We start from the raw sequence: 20,388 nt of genomic DNA, 5'->3' as shown, positions 1-20,388 counted from the left end.
CGGATGGACCGACAGGAGCGCATACGGAAGGGAGGCACCGCCCATGGTCACCGACGCCATGAGCCGCGTACGCGACGGTCTCTCCCGCGTCCTGCGCCCCGCGGGGCTGCTCCTCTTCCTGCTCACCGAGGTGCTCCTCGCCGAGGGCGGCAGCCTCTCCGCCGCCGTCGCGCTCGCCGCCACGGCCGCCGCCGGCACCGCGCTCGTCGCCTGCTCGGTCATCAGCGCCCGCTGTGCCGCCCCGGTGCCCCGCACCCGGGTCCGCACCGCCATCCGCGACCGGGAGAAGCGCACCGCGTTCCTTCCGCAACGGGACCCGGACGCGCAGGGGCGCCGCCGCCCCCGAGCGCCGGGCCGTGCCCTCCTGACGGCCGCGTAGGGACACCTCAGCCACTCACGCGGACCCGTCACGCCGAATCGACTTCCCGGCACGACGAGACCCCCGGAGGGCTCACCCATGTCCGCCTTCATGTCCGCTTTCGCCAGCCTGGTCGGCGCCCTCGCCGACCTGCTCCACCCGCTCTTCCAGGGGGCGTCCACCGCCGCCGCGATCGTCCTGTTCACCGCGCTCGTCCGGCTCGCTGTGCACCCGCTCTCGCGGGCCGCCGCACGCGGGCAGAAGGCCCAGCGCCGGCTCCAGCCGCAGATCGCCGAGCTGCGCAAGAAGCACGGCAAGGACCGCGAGCGGATGCAGAAGGCGCTCATGGAGCTGCACCGCGAGGAGAAGGTCTCGCCGCTCTCCGGCTGTCTGCCGAGCCTGCTTCAGATGCCGGCGTTCTTCCTGCTCTACCACCTCTTCTCCAGCCAGAGGATCGGCGACGAGGCCAATTCGCTCCTCGGCCACCAGCTCTTCGACGCGCCGCTCGGCGAGCGCTGGCACGACGCCCTGTCGCACGGCGGGGTCTTCGGCGCGCAGGGCCTCGTCTACCTGGGCCTCTTCGCGATCGTGGCCGCCGTCGCCACCTTCAACTACGGGCGTACGAAGCGTCAGATGGCCGCCAACCCGGTCACCCCGCCCACCGGCCCCGACGGGCAGCCGGTGCCCGGCATGGGCGCGATGAACCAGCTCATGCCGCTGATGTCCTTCTTCACCCTCTTCACCGTCGCCTTCGTGCCGCTGGCCGCGGCGCTGTACGTGGTCACCAGCACGACCTGGACCGCGATCGAGCGGGCCTTCCTGTACCGCGACATGACCGCGCCGGGGGCCGCGGTCGCCACGGCCGCGTAGCGGGGGCCGGACCGGCGCCGGTCCAGGTGGTGAACAGGGTCTTGCGGAGTGATCGGATGTCTTGGAGGATCGGACAAGCCTGCGATGGCCGCTACCCATCCGACGGGCCTGATCCCGACCGAGGAGAACGACTCTTGAAGCTGCTTCGTGTGGGTACGGCGGGCGCGGAACGACCGGCGCTGCTGGACGGGGACGGAACCCTCCGTGACCTGTCGGGCATCGTCCCCGACATCGACAGCGCCCTGCTCGCCGACGAGGACGCGTTCGCCCGGGTGCGTGCGGCCGCCGCGGCGCCCGGCGGGCTGCCGCCGCTCGATGCCGAGGGGTTGCGGGCCGGCCCGCCCCTCACCCGCATCGGGAAGATCGTGTGCATCGGGCTGAACTACCACGACCACGCCACGGAGACCGGGGCGCGGATCCCGGACGAGCCGATCCTGTTCTTCAAGGCCCCGGACACCGTCGTCGGGCCCGAGGACACCGTGCTCGTGCCGCGCGGCAGCGTGAAGACCGACTGGGAGGCCGAGCTCGCCGTCGTCATCGGGCGCACCGCGCGCTATCTGGAGACGGCCGAGGAAGGGCTCGCCCACGTCGCCGGGTACGCGGTCGCGCACGACGTCTCCGAGCGCGAGTTCCAGATCGAGCGCGGCGGGACCTGGGACAAGGGCAAGAACTGCGAGACGTTCAACCCGCTGGGCCCCTGGCTGGTCACCGCCGACGAGATCGCCGACCCGCAGGCGCTCCCGCTGAGGCTCTGGGTCAACGGCGAGCTGAAGCAGGACGGCACCACCGCCGACCAGATCTTCCCGGTCGGCGAGGTCGTCCGCTATCTGAGCCGGTTCATGACGCTCTACCCGGGCGACGTGATCAACACCGGCACCCCGGCCGGGGTCGCCATGGGGCAGCCCGAGCCCAAGCCGTACCTGCGGGCGGGCGATGTGGTGGAGCTGGAGATCGAAGGGCTGGGCCGGCAGCGGCAGGAGCTCAAGGACGCCTAGGGTGTCTCGATACATCGGAGGGGTGAGGTCCGTTCGTACGCGGATCTCACCCCTCCGTGCGGGTCAGCCGCCGATCCGCGACACGAACTGCTCCAGCGCCTCCACCACCAGCGCGTGGTCCTCCGCCTGCGGCAGCCCCGAGACCGTCACCGAGCCGATGACGCCCGCGCCCTCGACCGCGACCGGGAACGAGCCGCCGTGCGCCGCGTACACGTCCGGGTCCAGCCGGGACGCCTCGTCGAACGTCGTCCCCTTCGCCCGGAACCGCGTCCCCACCAGGTACGAACTCTCGCCGTACCGCTCGACCACCCGGCGCTTGCGGTCGATCCACGCGTCGTTGTCCGCGCTCGAACCGGGCAGCGCCGCGTGGAACAGCTGCTGTGCCCCGCGCCGGATGTCGATCGCGACCGGGGCGTGCCGCTCCCTGGCCAGCGAGACCAGCAGCCCGCCGAGCGCGTAGGCGTCGTCGTAGCCGAAGTGCGGCAGGGTGAGCCGGCGCTCCTGGGCGATCAGCTCGGAGATGGTCGGAGCGGTGGGGTTCATACGGGCTGCTCCTCGGTGACGTGGGCGGGGGCGCCGACGGGCCGCAGGGTGACGGTGATCCCCTCGCGGGCCGAGCGGCGGGCCGCCTCCAGGACGTCCAGGGCCTCGGCGGCCTGAAGGGCGGTCACCGGATTGTCGCCCGTGCCGCGCAGCGCGTCGTTGACCGCCGCGTAGTACGCCGGGTAGTCGCCCGGGAGTGTGGGGACCGGGGTGCCGCCGCCCGTGAGCGGGGACTCGCCCGCGCCGAGCCGGCCCCACAGCTCCTCGCCCTCCTCGCCCCACGGCTCGCCCCGGGTCGGCAGGGCGCCCTCGCGCAGGGCGGCCTCCTGGGGGTCGAGGCCGTACTTCACGAAGCCCGCGCTCGACCCGAGCACCCGGAAGCGCGGGCCGAGCTGGGCCGTCGTGGCGCTCACGTACAGGTGCGAGCGGACGCCCGAGGTGTGGGTGATCGCCACGAACGTGTCGTCGTCGGCCGCCGCGCCCGGGCGCCGCAGGTCCGACTCCGCGTACACCTGGGCCGCCGGGCCGAACAGGGTCAGCGCCTGGTCGACCACATGGCTGCCCAGGTCGTACAGCAGCCCGCCGATCTCCCGCGGATCGCCGGACTCGCGCCAGCCGCCCTTGAGCCGCGGGCGCCAGCGCTCGTAACGGGACTCGAAGCGCTGGACCTCGCCCAGGGCGCCGTCCGCGAGGAGGGCGCGCAGGGTGAGGAAGTCGTTGTCCCAGCGGCGGTTCTGGAAGACCGAGAGCAGCAGCCCCCGCTCATCGGCCAGCGCCGCCAGCTCCCGCGCCTCGGCCGCCGTGCCCGCGACGGGCTTGTCCACCACCACCGGAAGCCCGGCCTCCAGGGCCGCCCGCGCCAGCGGTACGTGGGTCCTGTTCGGTGACGCGATGACGATCAGGTCCAGCTCGTCCGCCCGCTGCCACAGCTCGTCGGGCGAGCCGGCGAAGCGTACGTCCGGGTGGGCAGCGCGGGCCTGGGCGCGGCGCTCCTCGTCGCGGGTGACGACCGTGTCGAGGACCAGTCCTTCGGTGGCCGTGATCAGCGGGGCGTGGAAGACGGACCCCGCCAGGCCGTAGCCGACGAGTCCGACGCGCAAGGGGGAGCCGGAGGTGTGGGAGGTCATGCCATCCACTTTGGCAACGCTGTTGCCAAAGTGCAAGCGCGGGCCACAATGGGTCCGTGAACAGGAGCAACACCGGCGCGAACCTCCCCGCCCTGCGCAGCCACAACGCGGCCCTCGTGCTCGACCTGCTGCGGGTGGCCGGCGAGGGCGGCATCAGCAGGCTCGAACTCGCCGAGCGCACCGGGCTCACCCCGCAGGCCGTCAGCAAGATCACCGCCCGGCTGCGGGCCGAGGGCCTGGCCGCCGAGGCGGGCCGCCGCGCCTCCACGGGCGGCAAGCCCCGGACCGTGCTGCGGCTGGTCCCCGGGGCGGGGCACGCGGTGGGGCTGCACCTGGACCGCGACGGGCTGACCGTGGTGCTGGTGAACCTCGCCGGGGTCGTCGCCGAAAGCCGTACGGCTCCGCTGGACTTCGGGGCCCCGGCGGACGAGGTGCTGACGGCCGCCGCCGGGGCGGTCGCCGCCGTGCGGGGGGACGGGGCGCTGCCGGTGCTCGGGGTGGGCGTCGCCGCGCCGGGGCCGCTGGACCACCGGGGCGGGGTGCTGCACCGCGTCACGGGGTTCCCGCAGTGGGACGGCTACCCGCTGCGCGACGCGCTCGCCGCCCGGACCGGGCTGCCCGTGGTCCTCGACAAGGACACCAACGCCGCCGCCCTCGGCCTCGCCCTCGGTGCGGGGGGCCCCGCCGACTTCGCGTACCTCCACCTCGGCACCGGCCTCGGCGCGGGGCTCGTCCTCGGCGGCGAGGTGCACCGGGGGGAGCGGACCGGGGCGGGCGAGTTCGGGCACCAGACCGTGCAGCTGGACGGCCTCCGCTGCGGCTGCGGCGGACGCGGCTGCCTGGAGGCGCTGTGCCTGGCCGCCGTCCGCCGGGGCGACGCGGCCGAGGCGGCCAGGGTGCTCGGGACCGGCGCCGCCAACCTCGTCGGGCTGCTCGACATCGACCGCGTGGTCCTGGGCGGCCGCACGGTCGCCGCCGACCCCGGCACGTACGTACGCGGGGTGCGCGCGGTCCTGGACGAGCGCTCCCGCCGCGACGGGGCGCGGGACACCCCGGTCCCGGTCACCGCCCACCAGGAGGGCCGCCACCCGGTCGCGGAGGGCGCGGCGCAGCTGGTGCTGGCGCCGCTGTTCGGACGCGTGGACACCGCCGGGGCGCCCGCGGCGGGCTGAACCGGGGGCGGCGGACTGACCCGGGGACTCCGGCGGGCCGACCCGGGCGCCCCAGCGGGCTGACCCGGGGACGCCGGCGTGCGTGCCCCGCCGCCCCGGACCGGGGCCCCGCCCTCCGCTGCGCGGCTGCCCCCGCCCTCCGCCGTCCGGGCGCCCCCGCCCCGCCGTCCGGGCGGCCCCCCGGCACGCCTCCGCGGGGCGCTCGCGCGCGCGTGGCAGGGTCGGCCACCCCCCGAGGGGTGCCCGGAGCCGCGCCGCCCGCGGCGCCCCGCGCTCCCACCGGCCCGTGCCGTACGAAGTGGAGGCTGCCCTGCCATGCCCCCCGAATCCGCAGAGCCCACCGAGCCCACCGAACCCCCCGGCGCCGGCCGCACCCGGCACGGCCTCGCGCTCGGGCTGGCCGCCGCGAGCGTGATGCCCGTGGTCCTCGGCGGGGCGACCGCGTCCGCCGCCCCGCAGCGCAGCACGGTCGCCGGAACGGCCGGCGGGCCGATCCGGGCGGGCGTGCCCGGCTCGGCCACCGCCGACCAGCAGCCGGCCTGCGGGAACCCCGCGTCGGCCGGCTTCCCCATCGACACCCGCATCCACGGCGGACCCGACACCTACGCCTCCGGCGGCGGCTACGGCACCTGGTTCCTGGACCTGACGAACACGACCACCGAGTCCTGCCGGGCGATCCACCCCGTGCTCGTCCTCACCGACGAGGAACGGGCGCTGACCTCGGACCAGATCCAGCTCCAGTTCTCGGAGCGCGCCCACCCCGGCGTCGAGCACCGCGTGACCTGGGAGACGACCGACCGGGACGAGCACATCGGAGTCTTCGGCGGCGAGGGCGACGACGCCTTCCCCGGGTTCACCGTGCCCGCCGGACGCACGGTCACCGTCCAGGTCCGGCTGGGCTTCACCTCCGACACGAGCCCCGGCCGGATCACCGCGAACGCCGCGATCGTGCAGCGCCGCGGCGGCGGAAGCGGCGACGGGGGCGACGGGGAGTGGGTCGGCGAGTCCGAGGACTACCCGTTCTCCGTGGTCGAGCACGACGAGGACACCACCGGGACGGGCGAGACGGACGGCGACCGCGAGCACGCGGACGGGACGGGCCGGGAGAACGTGGGCGGCACCGGCGAGGACGAGGACGAGGGGAGCGGCACGGTGAAGGGCAAGGGCGACGAGGGGCAGGCGGATTCCGGCCGGACCGGCACCACCCGGCGCCCCGTGCCACCGGGCACCGATCCGGCGGGGGTCCCGCAGCTCGCCGCGACCGGCCTCTCCGTCCCCGTGGCCCTGCCCGCCCTGACCGTCTCCGGATTCCTGATCGGCGGCGGCGCGATGGTGCTCGCGGCCCGCCGGACCCGCCGCGCCGGTCACTGATCATCAGGTGGTCGGCCAGTACCTCCGGATCGGTCGGGTGCCTAGACTCGGGGGCGTCGGCGCTGCACAACGCGGTGCCGCCGGCGTCCCCGCACCTGGCGTACGGCAACTGGAGTCCCACATGGCAGAGCGCAAGCCGATCTCGTCCTGGCTGACCGACATGGACGGGGTCCTCATCCACGAGGGCACCCCGATCCCCGGCGCCGACGCCTTCATCAAGCGGCTGCGTGAATCGGGACTGCCCTTCCTGGTCCTGACCAACAACTCGATCTACACCGCCCGCGACCTGCACGCCCGGCTGAACCGCATGGGGCTGGACGTGCCCGTGGAGAACATCTGGACCTCCGCCCTCGCCACCGCCCAGTTCCTGGACGACCAGCGCCCCGGCGGCACGGCGTACGTCATCGGCGAGGCCGGGCTCACCACCGCCCTGCACGACATCGGCTACGTCCTCACCGACCACGACCCGGACTACGTGGTGCTCGGCGAGACGCGTACGTACTCCTTCGAGGCGCTCACCAAGGCGATCCGGCTGATCAACGCGGGCGCCCGGTTCATCTGCACCAACCCGGACGAGACCGGCCCGTCCGCCGAGGGCCCCCTGCCCGCGACCGGCTCCGTCGCCGCCCTGATCACCAAGGCGACCGGCAAGGCCCCCTACTTCGCGGGCAAGCCGAACCCGCTGATGATGCGCACCGGGCTCAACGCGATCGGCGCGCACTCCGAGTCCAGCGCCATGATCGGCGACCGGATGGACACCGACGTGCTGGCCGGCCTGGAGGCGGGCATGCAGACGTTCCTGGTGCTCACCGGGCTGACCACGGTCGCGGACATCGACAAGTACCCGTTCCGGCCGTCCACGGTCGTGGACTCCATCGCGAACCTCGTCGACCTCGTCGAGCCGGCCTGACACCGGACGGCACGGGGGAGCGGGCCGGCGCCCGGACCCGCTCCCCACTCCACCGGCCCAGCGCCCCCGCGCTGCGGATGCGGAAACCACCCGCAGGCGTGAACCTTCCATCAGGAGGTTCACGATGCGTTCCATACCCCTCACGTTCTGTGCCGCCGCACTGGCCGCGGCGACCCTGGTGCCGATCCCCTCGGCACTGGCCGAATCCGGCTCCGGCCACGAGGACTCCCGGTCCCGCGCCGCCCTGTCGGTCTCGCCCTCGTCCGTCGCCCCCGGCGGCGAGGTCGAGCTGGAGCTGTCCGGCTGCAAGGCCAAGGAGGCCAAGGGGAGCTCCGACGCCTTCGTCTCCGAGGCGCGCTTCTCGTCCGGCGGCGACCGCACGCTCTACGCCGAGGCCCGCGTCCGCCCGGACGCCGAGCCCGGTGACTACGACGTCGAGGCGGTCTGCGACAAGCACACGCGGGTGACCGCCACCCTCACCGTCGTGCACCGCGAGCGGCCCGTGCCCATCGCCCCGGTCCACGCGGGCGGCGGAGGCACCGCCGTGCTCGCGAGCGAGACCGCCGAGCAGGACGGCCCCGGCACCACCCATGAGGTGATCGGCCTCGGGCTGGCCGCCGTCGCGGCCGTCGCCGTCGCCTTCCGCAGCGTGCGCCGTCGCCGCCCGGCAGCCGACTGACATGTCCGCACCTCAGGAGGCGGCGGGGCGCGGCAGACTGCTCACCGGGGTGACCTGGGCCGTCATCCTGCTGGGCCTGTGGCTCTGGGGCCGCGGGATCACGGACGGCTCGGGCATCGGCTCGGCCCCGACCACCGGCGACGTCGCCGCGGTCGGGCGCCCGCTCGGCGTGCCGCTGCCCCCGGCGCACGCGCCGATCGGGGGCGTCGCGCCGAAGAGCGTCACGATCCCGTCGATCGGCGTCGAGGCCCCCGTCGTCTCCCGGGGCCTGGACGCGGACGGCGCCATCGAGCCGCCGTCCTTCGACACGCCCCAGACGGTCGGCTGGTACGGGGACGGCACCCGGCCCGGCGCCGAGGGACCGGCCCTGTTCGTCGGCCATGTCGACACCGAGACCAAGCCCGCCGTCTTCTACGGGCTCAGCGCGGCGCGCCCCGGCGCGAAGGTCGACGTGGCCCGCGCGGACGGCACGGTCGCCGAGTTCACCATCGACGACGTCCAGGTCCTCACCCGTGCCCGGTTCGACGCCCAGAAGGCGTACGGGCCCCGCAAGGACGGGCGGGCGGAGCTGCGGCTGATCACCTGCGGCGGCACGTACGACCAGAAGTCCCACTCGTACACCGCGAACGTGGTCGTCTCGGCCTACCTGACGGCGGAGAAGAGCGCGGCGAAGGCCGCCTGACCCGCGCGGAGACCGGTACCCGGCCCGGCCGCCGCCCGTTCCCCGGGCTGCGGCCGGGCCGGTCCTCGACCGCGGTGCGCGGGCCGCGGGAGTGGCCCGGCACGGACACGGGAGGTCGATGGCGTCCGGGGCCGCCGCACCCCCACTGTAGGGGGACGTGCCCCGTCCGCCCAGCCGCTTTCTGACGTTACGTCGATAACCGGTCACCCTCCGCAGGCGGGGGGGAGAACGACCAAGGCCCCCTCGCGCGAAGCGAGGGGGCCTTGGCTGTGCGTGCGCCGCCAGGGACTCGAACCCCGGACCCGCTGATTAAGAGTCAGCTGCTCTAACCAACTGAGCTAGCGGCGCCTGCTGACCTGGAAAACTCTACCCGATCCCCAGCGGTGCTCCCGACCATCCTCCAGCGGCGTCCGGTCTTCCCGGCCTGTCGGATGGTCGTTTTTTCCCTTCTATCCGTCAAACTGCGGTATGTCGCGACGTGGGTCACGAGCGTTGACACGCTGACGCCCGAGCAGATGCGCCCGAGGAACTTGACGACTGCGGAGGGGAATCGCATGACTGTGCCGGACTTCGAGGAGTACGCACCCGCCATCGACTGTCCGTGTCCCGGCTGCGCCGACCAGCGGCGGACCGCCGCCGGAGGGCTGCCCATGCGGCACGGGGGCCACCCGGCCGCGCACGGCGCGCGGCGCGCGATGGTGCTGGTCACCGCCGCCGGGGTGGTGCTCGGCGGCGGGGCCGCGGAGTCCGCCGGGGCGCCCGCCGACCCGGCCCCGGTGCCCGGTACGGGGGTGCCGACCGGCATCGGCCCGCTGCCGGACAGCCCGCAGGGGCTGCCGGGGCCGCTCCGGGGGTCCGGTTCGCCGGGACCGGCGGCGGCCCAGGCGGCGACGGCCGAGCCGCGGGCGACGACCCGGACCGAGATCATCGACCGCGCGAAGAAGTGGCTGGACGCGCGGGTCCCGTACAGCATGTCGAAGTACTGGTCGGACGGTTACCGGCAGGACTGCTCCGGCTATGTGTCGATGGCCTGGAACCTGCCAGGCAACGAGTGGACCGGCAGCCTCGCCGCGTACGGCACCCGCATCGCCCGCGCGGACCTCCAGCCCGGCGACATCCTGCTCTTCCACAACCTCGCCGACCCCGGGAACGGCTCCCACGTCACGATCTTCGGTGGCTGGACCGACAGCACGCACACCCGCTACACGGCGTACGAGCAGACCAAGCCGCACACCCGCAGGCAGACGACGCCCATGGCGTACTGGACCAACTCCGCGAGCTATGTCGCCTACCGCTACAAGGGCCTGAGCACGGGGAAGTCCGGCAGCGAGGCGGAGAAGGAGCCGTTCCCCGGCGCCGCGAAGTTCGGGACCGGCGCGAAGAACGCGTACGTGACCCGGCTCGGCGCCATGCTCGTCGCCCGGGGCGGCCAGCGCTTCTACCGGATCGGTCCCGACCCGGTCTGGACCGACGCCGACCGCCGGGCCACCCGGGCGTTCCAGCAGGCCCAGGGGTGGAAGGGCGCCGAGGCCGACGGCATCCCCGGCCCGGACACCTGGAAGCTGCTGGTGACCGGAACCGGCCGCGACATCCCCGCCGCGAACGGAACGGGCGGCTCCAAGACGGCTCCGGCCTTCCCCGGACGGGGCTATTTCCGGCCCGGTCAGTCGAACAGCCATGTCGACAGGCTCGGAAAACAGTTGGTGAAGAAGGGATACGGCGCGCACTACCGGCTGGGTCCCAGCCCCCGGTGGACCGAGGCGGACCGGCGCAATGTCGAGGCCTTCCAGAAGGCCCAGGGCTGGCGGGGGACGGAGGCCGACGGCTATCCGGGCCCGGATACCTGGCGGCGACTCTTCGCGTGACACGACGGACATGACGGAGGCGGAAATGCGATCCACGGCGTCGGACAGCTCCGGAAACCCGGAGTACGGCCAGGAGACGGAGTACGGAGCGGTCCCGGTACGGGAATGGGTCGGCCCGGGCGGAGCGGGCAGCGTCACGGACGCCTGGGCCGCGCGGGCCGCGGCGGGCGAACCGGTCGCCGAGGGGCTGCCGGTGCGGGGCGCGACCCCGGCCGCGCCCCGCACCCCCGAGCCACCCCCGCTCTTCGGACCGGTGTCGGTGTCGGTGCCCTCGGACGACGAGGTGGTCGTCCAGGTCGCGGAGCCGCCGGAGCCACCCGCTCCGGACAGCGGTGACACGGATTCCGTGGTCGATCTGGTGCTCGATCTCCCGTCGGGCGAGGAGGACCGCGGGGCCTCGCTGGGGGCCACCTCGGCTTCGGTTTCGGTGCCGGCGGAGGCTCGGGCCAAGGAGCCGGAGGACGCGGTGCCGGAGGACGCGGTGCGCGACGACCTGGCCCCGGAGGACGCGCGCCCCGCCGAGGTGCCCGCGCCGGCCCTCGTCGAGGACGCCCCGCCCGGAAGCGCCGAGCCCGAGGACGCCGTGCCGCAAAAAGCCGAGCCCGAGGACGCCGTGCCCCACGTGGAGGCGCCGCGGCCCGAGCCCGTCCTCGCCCTCACCGGGGCCCGTGTGCCCGGGCCCGACCCGGTCCGGGACAGCGGGCGCCACCAGGCGGTCATCGCCAACGAGCGCACCGCCTCCATCCCCGTCCACCTGCTCTTCCGCGAGGACCGGGGCGCCGGTGCGGCCGCCGTGCCGCCCACCGTCGTGCGGCCGGGCGGCGGCGACCCCGGGGCCGGGGTGCGGCGGCCGCCCGTGCCGAGGACGCCCCAGGTGCGGCCCTCGACCCGGCCCGCCCCCGACGCCGACCCCCGGCTGCGCGAGCGGCCCGGGCCCGCGCTGCCCGGCTGGGCCGCGCTGCTCACCGGCTTCGGCGGGATCGCGGCGGCGGGCGCCGTCCTGTGGTGGACCGGGGTGGTCCCGGCCTCCGTGCTCGCCCGGGTCGGGCTCGGCCCGCGGCCGTACGAAGGGCTGCCCACCGGCGCCTGGTCGGCGCTCGTGTTCCTGGCGGCCGTGGTGCTCTTCGCGCTCGGCGGCCTGGGCCGGGGACGGGTCGGGCACGCCTGGGTGCTCACGCTCTTCGGGCAGTACCGGGGCAGCGTGCGGCGCACCGGCCTGGTGTGGGTCAGCCCGCTGCTGCTGCGCCGCCGGATCGACGTACGGCTGCGGCACTGGCGCAGCGAGCCGCTGCCCGCCGTGGACGCGAACGGCACGGCGCTGCGGGTCGTCGTCCAGGTCGTGTGGCGGGTCAAGGACACCGTGCGGGCGGCGCTCGGGATCGAGGACCACGAGGCGTACCTGCGCGAGCAGGTCGAGGCCGCGATGGCCCGGGTCCTGTCCCAGCTGCCCGCCGACGCCTTCCACGAGGACGCGCGCACCCTGCGCAACGCGGAGGCGGTCGGCGACGCGCTGACCCGGCTGCTGAAGGCGGACTGCGAGCCGGTCGGCGTCGAGGTGTACTCGGCGCAGCCGACCGGGATCGAGTACGCCCCGGAGGTGGCCGCGGCCATGCAGCGGCGCCGGATCGCGGCGATCGACGCGCAGCACCGGGACAGCGTGCTGACCTCGGTCGTGGACGCCGTGGACGACACCGTCAGCCGGCTCACGGAACGGGGTCTCGTGGAGCTGGACGACTACGAACGGAAGGCGCTGGTCAAGGACTTGACGGTGGCGTTCTACACCGGGCGGACCGGGGGCGACGGCAGCTGAGGAGGCGCGGGGGGAGGTTCCGGGGCAACCGGAATCCCGCGCTCATTGGTCTGGACATGGTCAAGGCACGGCAATAATCTAAGCCTTGGTCTAGACCGCAGAACGCGCGTACGCGGCAGTGCTCATGGAATCCCCACTCCCCCCACGATCCGAGGAGCGACATCTCATGCGTATGAAGGCAAGCGCGGCCCTGGTCGGCCTTGCGGTAGCGGGCGTCTCGATGTTCGCGACGAGCAGCGCCAGCAGCCACGGCTACACGGACAACCCGATCAGCCGTCAGAAGCTGTGTGCCAACGGCACGGTGACCGGCTGCGGCAACATCCAGTGGGAGCCGCAGAGCGTCGAGGGACCCAAGGGCTTCCCCGCCGCCGGGCCGGCCGACGGAAAGATCTGCTCCGGTGGCCACGGCGAATTCGCCCAGCTGGACGACCCGCGCGGCGGCAACTGGCCCGCCACCAAGGTGACCGCCGGTCAGGGCTTCAGCTTCCGCTGGCAGTTCACCGCCCGGCACGCCACGACGGACTTCCGCTACTACATCACCAAGGACGGCTGGGACCCCACCAAGCCGCTCACCCGGGCCGACCTGGAGCCGCAGCCCTTCATGACGGTGCCGTACGGCGGCCAGCAGCCCCCGGCGACCCTGACCCAGCAGGGCACCATCCCCACCCAGAAGTCCGGGAAGCACATCATCCTGAGCGTCTGGAACATCGCGGACACGGCCAACGCGTTCTACGCGTGCTCGGACGTGCAGTTCTGAGGTGCGCCTCTGACGTCCGCCGGTGACCGTCGTGCTGTCGGCGGGCAGCACGGCGAACCCCGGGAAGTCCAAGGACTCCCCGGGGTTTCGCTGTGCCGGTGCCGGCCGGGCCACGGTCAGATCCGTGCCGGGACCGGAGCGGCCTGCGCCTCGACGGCGGTCTCCCCGGGGGTGGCCGCCGCCCGGGTCGCCCGGCGCAGCAGGGTCGCCGCGAGCACCGCGCCGGTCAGCAGGACCAGGGAGCCGGTCACCGAGGCGTACCGCATGCTGTGGACGAAGGCGTCCCGGCCGATCGCGATCAGCGAGTGGTCGCCGGTCGCCAGCGCGCCCGGCAGGGTCTTGCGGGCGACCTCGGGGGCGGAGGCCGGCATGTCCGCCCGGTAGACCGCGGTGGAGACGGCGCCCAGGAGGGCCATGCCCAGCGCACCGCCGAACTCCTGCCCGGTCTCCAGGAGCGAGGCGGCCGAGCCGGCCTTCTCCGCCGGGCTGACCGCCATGGCCATGTCCGACACGAGCGCCATCACCGCGACGATGCCGCTGCTCATCACGCCCGAGCCGATCAGCAGCAGGACCAGCGAGTCGGTCCCGGCCAGCGTGAACACCCCGAAGCCCGCCGCGCCGACGGTGAACCCGCCGCAGACCACGTAGGCCCGCTGGAACCGCTGGGCGAGCGCGGTCGCCGCGGGCGCCGCCGCGCCCACCGCCAGGGACGGGGCCAGGCTCCACAGCGCGGCCTCCATCGTGCTCATGCCGAGCACGGACTGCAGGTACTGGGTGGTGAAGAAGGCCGAGCCCATCATCGCGAAGGCGGCCAGCGCGTTGAGCCCGATCCCGGTGCCGAAGCCCCGGCCCCGGAACAGCTCCCGGCTGATCATCGCGTCGGGGCGGGTGCGCTGCCGGTGGACGAAGACCCAGCCGACGGCCAGCCCGGCGGCGATGACCGCGGCCCACGTGATGTCGAGCCCGTGGGCGGCGCTCTCCTTGATGCCGTACACCACCGGCAGCACCGCGCCCATGGACAGCGGGACGCTCAGGAAATCGAAGCGGCCGGGGTTGGGGTCCTTGAACTCCGGGACCAGCAGAGGCACGAGCACCAGCAGCAGCACCATCGCGGGCACGTTGATCAGGAAGACCGAGCCCCACCAGAAGTGCTGGAGCATCACCCCGCTGAGCACCGAGCCGAGCGCGACCCCGCCGGCCATGGCGCCCGACCAGATGCCGATCGCCTTCGCCCGCTGCTGCTCGTTGCGGAACATGTTGCGCACGAGCCCGATCGTGGAGGGCATCAGTGTCGCCCCGCCGATCCCGAGGACCGCCCGGGCCGCGATCAGCATCTCCGGGCTGTTCGCGTAGGCGGCGCAGACCGAGGCCGCGCCGAAGGCGAGTGCCCCGATCATCAGCAGCTTCCGGCGCCCGATGCGGTCGCCCAGGGAACCCATCGTGATGAGGAGGCCGGCCAGTGCGAAGGCGTACACATCGAAGATCCACAGCTGCTGGGTGGCGCTGGGGGCGAGGTCCCGGTCGATGGACGGGATCGCGAAGAAGAGGACGGAGACGTCCATCGAGACGAGGAGGAGGGGGAGGAGCAGGACCAGGAAGGCGGTCCACTCCCGACGTCCGGCGAGTGCGCCGGGGGCGGCGGTGGTGCTCGTGGGGTTCGTCATGCCAAGGAATGTACGGCTGTTTAAAACAGTTGTCTAGTACGACTGTGTAAAACGTTCGTACATGGCTGCGGGCAGCACAAAACGCACGAGGCGGTCTCCGTGGATACGGAAACCGCCTCGTGCGTTGTCTGTGCGCCGCCAGGGACTCGAACCCCGGACCCGCTGATTAAGAGTCAGCTGCTCTAACCAACTGAGCTAGCGGCGCCTGCTGACGTGAAAATAATACCTGGTCCGGAGGGGTGCTGATGACCACCCGCCGGCCCGTGCGGCCGGCCGGTCCTACAGGGCCAGCGACAGCAGCATCGGGGCCGCGCGCCGGTTCAGCGTGTCCGCCGCCGCGCGCAGTCGGTGCGCGTCCTTCACCGGCATCGACAGCGCCAGGCAGCCCGCCGACGACCCGGCCGTCAGCGGCACCGCCGCGCACACCGTGCCGACCGCGTACTCCTGGAGATCGAGCACCGGGACCGTGGCGGGCTGGCTGTCCAGCTTGGAGAAGAGGACCTTCTCGCTGGTGATCGTCCGCGAGGTCAGCCGGGGCGTCTTGTGCCGGGCGATGTGGTCGCGGCGGCCGTTCTGGTCGAGCTGGGTCAGCAGGCACTTGCCGATCGCCGAGGCGTGCGCCGCCGACCGGAAGTCCACCCACTCGTTGACCGCCGGGGTGAGCGGGCTGTCGGCGTACTGCGTGACGCGGACCTCGCCGTCGACGTACCGGCTGATGTAGACCGCCGCGCCGACCGAGTCGCGGAGCTGGGCCAGCGTCTGCTGGAGCTTGGACTCCAGCGCCTGGCGGCGGGCCGCGCCCGAGCCGAGGAGCAGCAGCGAGGCGCCGATGACGTACGCCCCGTCGGTGATCTGCTCGACGTACCCCTCGCGGCGCAGTGTCAGCAGCAGGGAGGTGAGGTGGCCGACGGGCAACCCCGTCTCCCGGGAGAGCTGGGTCTCGGTGACCCCGCTGCCGTGCTTGGAGACCGTTTCGAGAACGCGAAGGGCGTACTGCACCGAGTGGAACGGCGCGGTCGGTTCGGGCTTCAACACCACGGCTTCCCCTGTCAGTCGGGACCGGAGGCCGGCTCGCGGGGCCTCTGCCTCGCCACCACGATAGCCGCCGACGGCCCGTTCGGGGCGGGGTGCGGCGGACTCGTGGGTGCGCCCCGGAGCTGTCAGCAGGGGCGCACCCGTCTGGCATATGCCAACGTCATGGGTGGGCGACGGATGCCGAGGTCACAGCACTGCGTTGAGGAATTCGCGCGTGCGTTCGTGCGAGGGATCGGAGAAGATTTTTTCCGGAGAACCGGACTCCACGACCCGCCCGGCGTCGAACATCAGCACCTTCTCCGAGACGTCCCGGGCGAAACTCATCTCGTGGGTGACGCAGAGCATCGTGATGTCGGTGTTCCTGGCGATGTCCGTCAGCAGCTCCAGCACCCCGGCCACCAGCTCCGGGTCCAGCGCGGAGGTCACCTCGTCCAGGAGCAGGATCTCCGGCTCCATCGCCAGCGCCCGGGCGATCGCGACCCGCTGCTGCTGCCCGCCGGACAGCTGCGAGGGGTGCGCGTCGACCTTGCCGGAGAGCCCGACCAGCTCCAGCAGCTCCCGGGCCCGGGCCTCCGCCTTGTCCCGGTCCATGCCGAGGACGTTGACGGGCGCCTCGGTGATGTTCTGGAGCACCTTCATGTTGGGGAAGAGGTTGAACTGCTGGAAGACCATGCCGATCCTCCGGCGGGCCGCCCGCAGGTGCTTCTCGGACGCCGGCTTCAGCGAGCCGTCCGGCGTCCGGGTGTGCGTCAGCGGCTCGCCGTTGATCCAGATCACGCCGTCGCTGACCCGCTCCAGCGTCATCAGGAGGCGCAGGATCGTCGTCTTGCCCGAGCCGCTGGGCCCGATCAGCGTGACGTGCTCGCCGCGCTCGACGGTGAAGTCCAGCTCGTCCAGGACCGTGTGGTCCCCGTAGCGCTTGACGACCTTGTCGAAGCGGACGAGCGGGTGGCCGCCGTCCTTGGCGGCGTCGACGGGCGCGACGGCCTCGGAGGCCGTGGCCGCGTTCTTCTGCAGGGGGAGGGGCTCAGTGGCCAAGGCGCTTCTCCAGCTTCCTCATCAGGAGTGACGTGGGGTAGCTCGCGACCAGGAAGATCAGGCCGGCGAGCGTGAACACCTCGGTGTAGACGAAGTGCTTGGTGCCGTAGTCGCGTGCCTCGAAGACCATCTCGTGCACGGTGATCACGGCGAGGAAGGGCGTCTCCTTGAACATCGAGATCGCGTAGTTGCCCAGCGCGGGCCCCACGTTGCGCACGGCCTGCGGCAGGATCACCGCCTGCCAGGTCCGCCGGGGCGTCATCGACAGCGCCCGGCACGCCTCCCACTGCCCCTTCGGCACGGCGTCGATCCCCGCGCGGTACACCTCGGAGGTGTACGTGGCGTAGTGGACACCCAGCACCGCGATGCCGACGGTCAGCGGCTCCACGGAGGTGAACAGCGCCGCCGCGCCCACCAGTTGCACGATCAGCGGGGTGGAGCGGATGAACTCCATCACCGCCCTCACCGGCACGGTCACCAGCGGGCTCGGGGCCCGCCCGGCGACCGCGATGGCCAGCCCGAGCACCGCGGCGACCAGGGTGCCGAAGACCGTGGCCAGCAGGGTGGTCCAGAACCCGTCCAGGAGCAGGGGGAACGCGTCGCCGACGGCTCCCCAGTCGAAGTCGCTGTTCACCTGGCACCTCCGGCCTGGGCGGCGGACACGGCGCTACGGCTCTTCAGCAGGCTCTTCCCGCCCGCCGCCAGACCGAGCCGCCGCTTGGCGGACCGCTCCAGCAGGTTCATGAGCAGGGTCAGGGCGTAGGCCAGGACGAAGTAGCAGACCAGCAGCGTCGCGTACGCGGTGAGGGTCTCGCCCGTACGGCTGCGCAGCTTCTCGATGGCGGTCATCAGGTCCGCCGCCGAGATCAGCCACAGCAGCGGGGTCGCCTTCAGCAGCTGGATCAGCAGGTTGGTGAACGACGGGATCATCTGCACCCACGCCTGCGGCAGGATCACCTTGCGCATCCGGTGCAGCGGCGACATGTTCAGCGCGAGCGCCGCCTCGTACTGCCCGCGCGGTACGGAGTTGACCGCACCGCGCACCACTTCGGCGCCGTACGCCCCGTAGTTGAGGCCGAACGCCAGCACCCCGCAGACCAGCGGCGTCAGTTCGTACCCGGTCAGCTGCGGCATCGCGTAGTACAGCCAGAACAGCTGGACGTACAGCGAGGTGCCGCGGAAGAACTCCACGACCACGCGGGAGACCCCGCGCGACAGCATGAGCCGGCTCAGCGACATCAGGCCGAGGACGAACGACAGGAGCAGCGCCACCAGGGCGCCGAACACCGTGGCCTCCAGGGTCACCCACAGGCCGGACCGCAGCTGCGGCAGATCGTCGGCGAAGGCCGAGAAGAAATCATTCATGCGGTGGGTACCGTCCCTGTCAGCCCTTGCACAGATCGGCCGTCTTCAGCGTGGCCGGCGGCAGCTCGGTCGCCCCGAAGCCGTAGTCGCGCAGGAGCTCCACATAGCGGGACTTGTCGGCGACGATCTTCTTCAGCTCGCGGTTGAACGCGTCGCGCAGCTCCTCGTTGCCCTTGCGGAAGACGGCGCCGCCGGGGCTGTACTGCTTCACCCCGTCCGCCTCGGGCAGGAACGCCTCGGTGACCTCGGTGCCTTCGTTCGTCTTGGCGAGCCAGCGCAGCGAGATGCCGGTCAGCAGGAACGCGTCGACCCGGCCGCCCTTGACCGCGTCCGCGCCGTCCTGCGGCTTCTGCAGCGTCTTGATCCTGCCCTCGGGGATGCCGGCGCCCTTGGCGTACGAACCCTCGACCGCGCCCGCCATCACACCGATGGTGATCCCGGCCTCCTTCGCGGAGGCGAGGTCGGTGACCTTCTTCGGGTTGCCCTTCTTCACCATCATCGCGGTCGGCGAGATGAACTCCGGCTCCGAGAAGAGGGCGTTGGCGCAGCGCTCCGGGGTGATCGCCATACCGGCGCTGACCACGTCGTACTTGCCGGCCTGGAGGCCGGGGATCAGGCCGTCCCACTCGGAGAGCGTGGGCTTCAGCTCGTCCACGCCGAGGGCCTTGAAGATCTCGCGGTGCAACGTGGGCGCCTCGCCCTTGAGTTCCTTGCCCTCCATGTAGCCGTACGGGGCCTCGTCCGCGTAGGCGACCCGCACGAAACCCTGCTTGCGGAGCTTCTCCAGCGCGCCTTCGCCGTCGGCGGAGCCCTCACCGGTCTTGCTGCACGCGGCGAGAAGGCCCGGGACGACGAGCAGACCGCCCACCGCTGCCGATCGGTTGAGAAATCCCCGGCGGGACAGGTTCGGGAAGTCAGCCATGGTTCGCAATCTCCTGAAGGGTTCGAACAGTCCGGACAGGCTTGGCGCCTGCCCGATCCGGGGTTTCTATTCAGGAAGAAGGCGCATGTAATCGAACGGTGGCCGGAGGGTGACCTTCCCGTGTCCGCGGGCAGGGCGGAAGGCGGGGTATGCGCGGGATGTCCCGTACCCCGGTGCCGTACCGCGACGAGTGCCCGGCCCGTCGTCGTTCATGCACGCGCCATCCGCCCGGGGCGAGAACCGGGGCGGATGGCGGAATACTGGAACAGGAGCGGGGAAACCGGTCAGTGCCGCCGCGAGCCCGCGGCGCAGACGCAGACGCAGGCGCAGAGAAAGGGTGGACATGACGACCGTCGGATTCCTCTACCCGGGCCACTTCGCCGAGGACGACTACCCGCGCATGGAGATCCTCCTCGACAGCACCATCAGACTCGTCGTCCACCACACCGAGAGCCCGGACGCCGCCTACCGCGAGGAGGCCCTGAGCGCCCTGGGCACCCCCGGCCGGCTCGCCGCCGGCATCGAGGAGCTGCAACGCTCCGGGGTCCAGTCCATCGTCTGGGCCTGCGACGGCGGCAGCTTCCCGCACGGGTGGCAGGGCGCCCACGACCAGGTCGCGGCCCTCGCCCGGGCGGCGGGCGTGCCCGCGTCCAGCACCTCGATCGGCTTCGTCCACGCCGTGCGGAAGCTGGGCGCCGAGCGCGTCGCGATCGCCGCGACCTACCCGGAAGCGCTCGCCGAGCGGTTCGCCGCGTTCCTCCGGGAGACCGGCCTGGCGGTGGCCGGCATCCACGCGGCGGGCGTCACCGAAGCCGCCGAGGCCGCCGCCTGGGGCGCGGAGCAGGTGCTCGACCTGGCCAGGGCCGCCGACCGTCCCGAGGCCGAGGCCGTTCTGATCCCCGACACGGCCCTGCACACCGTCTCCCACATCCCCGAGCTGGAGGAGGCGCTCGGCAAGCCCGTCCTCACCGCGAACCAGGTGGCGGCCCGCGAGGCCCTGCGCCTGGCCGACCGCCCGGCCTGGGCCCCGCGGCTCGGCGCGCTCTTCGCCCACCGCGAGCAGCCGCCGGCCCCGGTGACCCGGGGGAGCGGGCGGGCGTACGCGCACAGCAGGAAGACCCGGTAGAAGAGGCGGGCGGTGCCGCCCCCGGTACACGGGGCGCGGAATAAACGGAGCCCTCCTCCTGTTCGTGCTCTGCGGACGTACGAGCACCGACGCGCACCA

At 73.0% G+C, this 20,388-nt stretch carries 20 protein-coding genes and 2 tRNA genes; 12 read left to right on the top strand and 10 right to left on the bottom strand.

The features are described from left to right. The first annotated feature begins 43 nt into the window (after nt 1-43). From AB0L33_RS15980 to AB0L33_RS15970, 3 genes are all read left to right on the top strand, one after another. Entirely contained in the window at nt 44-379 is a 336-nt protein-coding gene (locus tag AB0L33_RS15980; RefSeq protein WP_365681715.1) for a DUF6412 domain-containing protein, read from the top strand. A gap of 78 nt (nt 380-457) precedes the next feature. Continuing rightward, nucleotides 458-1,228 (top strand): YidC/Oxa1 family membrane protein insertase, encoded by a 771-nt coding sequence (locus AB0L33_RS15975; RefSeq protein WP_365681713.1) that lies wholly within the window; start codon nt 458-460, stop codon nt 1,226-1,228. 134 nt (nt 1,229-1,362) lie between these two features. Further along, entirely contained in the window at nt 1,363-2,223 is an 861-nt protein-coding gene (locus tag AB0L33_RS15970) for a fumarylacetoacetate hydrolase family protein (RefSeq protein ID WP_365681711.1), read from the top strand. Between the two features lie 63 nt (nt 2,224-2,286). Here the strand turns inward: AB0L33_RS15970 and AB0L33_RS15965 are convergent, their stop codons facing one another. Continuing rightward, nucleotides 2,287-2,766 (bottom strand): heme-degrading domain-containing protein, encoded by a 480-nt coding sequence (locus AB0L33_RS15965; protein ID WP_365681709.1) that lies wholly within the window; start codon nt 2,764-2,766, stop codon nt 2,287-2,289. Next, nucleotides 2,763-3,893 (bottom strand): Gfo/Idh/MocA family oxidoreductase, encoded by a 1,131-nt coding sequence (locus AB0L33_RS15960; protein WP_365681707.1) that lies wholly within the window; start codon nt 3,891-3,893, stop codon nt 2,763-2,765. Before AB0L33_RS15960 ends, AB0L33_RS15965 begins: the two co-directional genes overlap by 4 nt. Nucleotides 3,894-3,949: 56 nt before the next feature. Here AB0L33_RS15960 and AB0L33_RS15955 point away from each other — a divergent pair, with 56 nt between their 5' ends. From AB0L33_RS15955 to AB0L33_RS15935, 5 genes are all read left to right on the top strand, one after another. Beyond that, a complete protein-coding gene (locus AB0L33_RS15955; protein WP_365681705.1) occupies nt 3,950-5,065 on the top strand; it encodes an ROK family transcriptional regulator in 1,116 nt (371 codons plus the stop codon). A gap of 315 nt (nt 5,066-5,380) precedes the next feature. After that, a complete protein-coding gene (locus tag AB0L33_RS15950; RefSeq protein WP_365681703.1) occupies nt 5,381-6,436 on the top strand; it encodes a hypothetical protein in 1,056 nt (351 codons plus the stop codon). 121 nt (nt 6,437-6,557) lie between these two features. Continuing rightward, nucleotides 6,558-7,346: an HAD-IIA family hydrolase gene (locus AB0L33_RS15945; protein WP_365681701.1), complete on the top strand. Its 789-nt coding sequence runs from the start codon at nt 6,558-6,560 to the stop codon at nt 7,344-7,346. A 124-nt stretch (nt 7,347-7,470) separates the two neighbouring features. Then, entirely contained in the window at nt 7,471-8,025 is a 555-nt protein-coding gene (locus tag AB0L33_RS15940; protein ID WP_365681699.1) for a hypothetical protein, read from the top strand. A gap of 1 nt (nt 8,026) precedes the next feature. After that, the gene (locus AB0L33_RS15935) at nt 8,027-8,707 is read left to right on the top strand and encodes a class F sortase (RefSeq protein WP_365681697.1); all 681 of its coding nucleotides are present in this window, start codon (nt 8,027-8,029) and stop codon (nt 8,705-8,707) included. 274 nt (nt 8,708-8,981) lie between these two features. Here the strand turns inward: AB0L33_RS15935 and AB0L33_RS15930 are convergent. Beyond that, nucleotides 8,982-9,055 (bottom strand) — tRNA-Lys (locus AB0L33_RS15930). 206 nt (nt 9,056-9,261) lie between these two features. Between AB0L33_RS15930 and AB0L33_RS15925 the strand changes: the two genes are divergently transcribed. The 3 genes from AB0L33_RS15925 (at nt 9,262) to AB0L33_RS15915 (ending at nt 13,139) form a co-directional block, all read left to right on the top strand. Further along, nucleotides 9,262-10,572, top strand: a complete 1,311-nt coding sequence (locus tag AB0L33_RS15925; protein ID WP_365681695.1) for a peptidoglycan-binding protein — start codon at nt 9,262-9,264, stop codon at nt 10,570-10,572. A 25-nt stretch (nt 10,573-10,597) separates the two neighbouring features. After that, a complete protein-coding gene (locus AB0L33_RS15920; RefSeq protein ID WP_365681693.1) occupies nt 10,598-12,382 on the top strand; it encodes an SPFH domain-containing protein in 1,785 nt (594 codons plus the stop codon). Nucleotides 12,383-12,548: 166 nt separating this feature from the next. After that, nucleotides 12,549-13,139 (top strand): lytic polysaccharide monooxygenase auxiliary activity family 9 protein, encoded by a 591-nt coding sequence (locus tag AB0L33_RS15915; RefSeq protein ID WP_365681691.1) that lies wholly within the window; start codon nt 12,549-12,551, stop codon nt 13,137-13,139. 116 nt (nt 13,140-13,255) lie between these two features. On the opposite strand, the gene AB0L33_RS15910 is transcribed toward AB0L33_RS15915, so the two are convergent. The 7 genes from AB0L33_RS15910 to ehuB all read right to left on the bottom strand — a co-directional run bounded on the left by AB0L33_RS15910 (nt 13,256) and on the right by ehuB (nt 19,163). Beyond that, nucleotides 13,256-14,803, bottom strand: coding sequence for an MFS transporter (locus AB0L33_RS15910; RefSeq protein WP_365681689.1), 1,548 nt, complete (start codon nt 14,801-14,803; stop codon nt 13,256-13,258). A 131-nt stretch (nt 14,804-14,934) separates the two neighbouring features. Beyond that, nucleotides 14,935-15,008: transfer RNA gene (locus AB0L33_RS15905), tRNA-Lys, on the bottom strand. 74 nt (nt 15,009-15,082) lie between these two features. After that, nucleotides 15,083-15,841 (bottom strand): IclR family transcriptional regulator C-terminal domain-containing protein, encoded by a 759-nt coding sequence (locus tag AB0L33_RS15900; RefSeq protein WP_365681687.1) that lies wholly within the window; start codon nt 15,839-15,841, stop codon nt 15,083-15,085. 183 nt (nt 15,842-16,024) lie between these two features. Further along, complete coding sequence (gene ehuA, locus AB0L33_RS15895; protein WP_365681685.1) at nt 16,025-16,876, bottom strand: ectoine/hydroxyectoine ABC transporter ATP-binding protein EhuA; 852 nt, start codon at nt 16,874-16,876, stop codon at nt 16,025-16,027. Beyond that, complete coding sequence (locus AB0L33_RS15890) at nt 16,866-17,510, bottom strand: amino acid ABC transporter permease (protein WP_365681683.1); 645 nt, start codon at nt 17,508-17,510, stop codon at nt 16,866-16,868. The genes ehuA and AB0L33_RS15890 overlap by 11 nt, the downstream gene beginning before the upstream one ends. Next, a complete protein-coding gene (gene ehuC, locus AB0L33_RS15885; protein WP_365681681.1) occupies nt 17,507-18,241 on the bottom strand; it encodes an ectoine/hydroxyectoine ABC transporter permease subunit EhuC in 735 nt (244 codons plus the stop codon). The genes AB0L33_RS15890 and ehuC overlap by 4 nt, the downstream gene beginning before the upstream one ends. A gap of 19 nt (nt 18,242-18,260) precedes the next feature. Then, entirely contained in the window at nt 18,261-19,163 is a 903-nt protein-coding gene (gene ehuB, locus AB0L33_RS15880) for an ectoine/hydroxyectoine ABC transporter substrate-binding protein EhuB (RefSeq protein ID WP_365681679.1), read from the bottom strand. 343 nt (nt 19,164-19,506) lie between these two features. Here ehuB and AB0L33_RS15875 point away from each other — a divergent pair, with 343 nt between their 5' ends. Beyond that, nucleotides 19,507-20,289: a decarboxylase gene (locus tag AB0L33_RS15875; RefSeq protein WP_365681677.1), complete on the top strand. Its 783-nt coding sequence runs from the start codon at nt 19,507-19,509 to the stop codon at nt 20,287-20,289. Nucleotides 20,290-20,388: the final 99 nt, after the last annotated feature.

Source organism: Streptomyces sp. NPDC052299 (genome assembly GCF_040679335.1).
Classification (GTDB): domain Bacteria; phylum Actinomycetota; class Actinomycetes; order Streptomycetales; family Streptomycetaceae; genus Streptomyces.
The sequence above is the reverse complement of the archived record's forward strand: the minus strand, read 5'-3'. Positions and strand labels throughout refer to the sequence as shown.

Excerpts from the sequence above, each read along its gene's own strand:
- AB0L33_RS15980 (WP_365681715.1), top strand. The coding sequence starts at position 44 with ATGGTCACCGACGCCATGAGCCGCGTACGCGACGGTCTCTCCCGCGTC.
- AB0L33_RS15975 (WP_365681713.1), top strand. The coding sequence starts at position 458 with ATGTCCGCCTTCATGTCCGCTTTCGCCAGCCTGGTCGGCGCCCTCGCC.
- AB0L33_RS15965 (WP_365681709.1), bottom strand. The coding sequence starts at position 2,766 with ATGAACCCCACCGCTCCGACCATCTCCGAGCTGATCGCCCAGGAGCGC.
- AB0L33_RS15960 (WP_365681707.1), bottom strand. The coding sequence starts at position 3,893 with ATGACCTCCCACACCTCCGGCTCCCCCTTGCGCGTCGGACTCGTCGGC.
- AB0L33_RS15950 (WP_365681703.1), top strand. The coding sequence starts at position 5,381 with ATGCCCCCCGAATCCGCAGAGCCCACCGAGCCCACCGAACCCCCCGGC.
- AB0L33_RS15945 (WP_365681701.1), top strand. The coding sequence starts at position 6,558 with ATGGCAGAGCGCAAGCCGATCTCGTCCTGGCTGACCGACATGGACGGG.
- AB0L33_RS15940 (WP_365681699.1), top strand. The coding sequence starts at position 7,471 with ATGCGTTCCATACCCCTCACGTTCTGTGCCGCCGCACTGGCCGCGGCG.
- AB0L33_RS15935 (WP_365681697.1), top strand. The coding sequence starts at position 8,027 with ATGTCCGCACCTCAGGAGGCGGCGGGGCGCGGCAGACTGCTCACCGGG.
- AB0L33_RS15925 (WP_365681695.1), top strand. The coding sequence starts at position 9,262 with ATGACTGTGCCGGACTTCGAGGAGTACGCACCCGCCATCGACTGTCCG.
- AB0L33_RS15920 (WP_365681693.1), top strand. The coding sequence starts at position 10,598 with ATGCGATCCACGGCGTCGGACAGCTCCGGAAACCCGGAGTACGGCCAG.
- AB0L33_RS15915 (WP_365681691.1), top strand. The coding sequence starts at position 12,549 with ATGCGTATGAAGGCAAGCGCGGCCCTGGTCGGCCTTGCGGTAGCGGGC.
- AB0L33_RS15910 (WP_365681689.1), bottom strand. The coding sequence starts at position 14,803 with ATGACGAACCCCACGAGCACCACCGCCGCCCCCGGCGCACTCGCCGGA.
- ehuC (WP_365681681.1), bottom strand. The coding sequence starts at position 18,241 with ATGAATGATTTCTTCTCGGCCTTCGCCGACGATCTGCCGCAGCTGCGG.
- ehuB (WP_365681679.1), bottom strand. The coding sequence starts at position 19,163 with ATGGCTGACTTCCCGAACCTGTCCCGCCGGGGATTTCTCAACCGATCG.
- AB0L33_RS15875 (WP_365681677.1), top strand. The coding sequence starts at position 19,507 with ATGACGACCGTCGGATTCCTCTACCCGGGCCACTTCGCCGAGGACGAC.